A 2,038-nucleotide genomic window follows, 5' to 3' on the forward strand; every position below is an offset into this window, starting at 1 on the left:
TGGATGCTTGAAGATCACGATAATGGATGGATACCAGATGAAAGAGAAACAAATTTATCAGATGATCCAGAAAGATTGTACTACCTACAAGATGAATTAGGAAGTACAATAAGAGTAATAGGAGAAGATGGAAAAACATCAGCACACTATAACTATGATGAATTTGGAAGACCACTATCATTTAAAAAGTTTGACCAAAACTGGCCAGGACCAGATAATACATTTGGATACACAGGATATCAATACGATGTATCATCAGAACTATACTATGCACAAGCAAGATACTATATGCCAGAGATAGGAAGATTTATATCAGAAGATCCATGGAATGGAGACTTATATCAACCGAATACATTAAATCCATATCCTTATGTGCTTAATAACCCATTAAAGTATGTTGACCCATTGGGATTAAAGCAAGAGAATAATTGGACTGGATGCTATGTGGGTACAAAAAACTGGAGAAAATGGAAAGACGAATTATATTATAGAATAAATAATAGAGTTAGTGAACTTAAAAATCCAACAGAAGATTTAGTAAATAAAATTGCAAAAGAGGAAGCAAAGAAATTACAAGATAAATATTTTCCTCTTTACAATTCTATTTCTTTTCCATGGAATAAGGAAAAGAAGAAAACATTAAAACCCTTATATGATATAAAAACTGATGAAAAAAGTGGAATTACAAAAGCTTTTCTACAAGGTTTTTTTGATGGATTTAATACAGGAATATGGTATGCAGCATCTACTGAACCTATTAATTCTAAAATTAAGAAGACGAGTGATGTTTGGAAAAATGCTGATTTACTTGATGAGCTTGCAAGTAGTGGGGCTAAATATAGTCCTGATGATGTTTTAGCAGTAACTAAAACAGTAGATGGTAAATTAGCATGGCTTGAAACAGGTAATTCAAAAGCTGGTATGAAGCATATTCTTGACCATGCAGATGATTTTGCAAACAAAGGTATACAACAAAGCCAAATTAAGGATTTAGTAATGGAATCACTAACTAATGGAAAAATTGTAGGCTATCAAGGTAAAGGAACAGGTAGACCAATTTATGAAGTAATGTTTAACGGAAAGAAATATCATACAGCGATAACGGTAGGTAGCAATGGATTCATTGTTGGCGCAAATCCTACAACGTTGCCATAGGAGGATGATTATGAAAAAAATAAAGATATATTTAGATTATCATTGTTTTCCTGTTTGGGTATATAATGATAATGGAGAATTAATAAGAAATGATTTACCAAAGGAATTATCAGAAGATAAGGAAGTAGATGATGCCTTTGTAGAAATACAAAATATGTATGATGACCTTTTCCTTGATAATTCAATCGAATTTAAGTATATTGGATTCAGTAGTGAATTGGATAAACAAAAGTATCTCAAAATGATAGATAATGCTGTAAATCTTATTAAATCAAAACTAGGCAATTCATATAATATAGAAAAGAAAGTTGATGTTTAAATTCTGTAAGCAATTTACAAAGTAATTAATAATTAAGTAATATGTAGGAACTGAAAACATAGATAGAGTGGTGGATTTTACAATTCTTGTAATACCATCACTCTTTCTTTTGGGAGGGTTACTCAGCGACGAATGATTCCAATATTAATAAGAAGAGATAACATATAAGCACTGTACAATAAATATCTAAAATTAAGTATACGCACATATTGAATAGTATTTATATAAATTACTGTAGTCCATAACAAAATCTATTCAACTATCATCAGTTACCTTCATATTTTATAGATTTCCCCTTGTAAACAGATTAATAAGAACTAACGATAAAGATGATGAAGACGAAGGAAAAGAATTCATATATGACAACAGAGGAAATCTTATTCAAAAAAGAACAGAAGGTAGAATATTTAATGAATATGAATTTGATGAAACAAACAGTTTAGTAAAAGTTACAAATAAGCATGATGATGAAACAAGATATTTCTACGATGGATTTGGCAACAGAATAAAAACAATAGTAGGCTTAGACCATCCAGGTGGAGGAAATAGACCAGATAAACCAGG

2 protein-coding genes are annotated in these 2,038 nt (G+C 30.5%); both read left to right on the forward strand.

Features of this window, described 5'->3' with window-relative positions; all coding sequences use genetic code 11:
- The coding region (locus Tmeso_RS15710; RefSeq protein ID WP_099192865.1) for an RHS repeat domain-containing protein at positions 1-1,155 on the forward strand (1,155 nt) is incomplete at its 5' end.
- Between the two features lie 10 nt (positions 1,156-1,165).
- Entirely contained in the window at positions 1,166-1,474 is a 309-nt protein-coding gene (locus tag Tmeso_RS15715) for a hypothetical protein (RefSeq protein WP_099192867.1), read from the forward strand.
- Positions 1,475-2,038 lie beyond the last annotated feature (564 nt).

The organism is Tepidibacter mesophilus (assembly GCF_002724055.1).
In the GTDB taxonomy this organism is placed as follows: domain Bacteria; phylum Bacillota; class Clostridia; order Peptostreptococcales; family Peptostreptococcaceae; genus Tepidibacter_A; species Tepidibacter_A mesophilus.